Genomic DNA, 334 nt, shown 5'->3' with positions numbered 1-334 from the left:
ATGAGTTTAGAAGGAAAGCGAATAAATCAAATTGATATTAATGGAATGATCACTAAGAAAAAATTAAGCTTTACATTCTTATACAACTCCAAAAGATATCGGGATAGCACCATGTCTAATTTAGCAGTCAGATACAAGAGAAATCTCATAGATGTCATAGAACATTGTAAAAATAAAGGCTCGGTTGAATTTACGCCATCTGATTATTCAGATAAAAGACTAACAATAGAAGAGTTAGATAGCTTAAGAGAGACATATGAAATGCATGGAAATTGTAAAATATCTGACATTTATGCTCTTTCTCCAATGCAGGAGGGAATGCTTTTCCACTCTC

The 334-nt window shown here is 32.3% G+C and carries 1 protein-coding gene; it reads left to right on the top strand.

The genetic code is table 11. The annotated features are described in order from the left end of the window. Window positions 1-45: 45 nt before the first annotated feature. Window positions 46-334, top strand: a 289-nt coding sequence (locus SB679_RS23475) for a hypothetical protein (protein WP_410704683.1), incomplete at its 3' end; no start/stop codon positions are given.

The organism is Chryseobacterium sp. SIMBA_029 (assembly GCF_046535275.1).
In the GTDB taxonomy this organism is placed as follows: Bacteria; Bacteroidota; Bacteroidia; order Flavobacteriales; family Weeksellaceae; genus Chryseobacterium.
The sequence above is the reverse complement of the archived record's forward strand: the minus strand, read 5'-3'. Positions and strand labels throughout refer to the sequence as shown.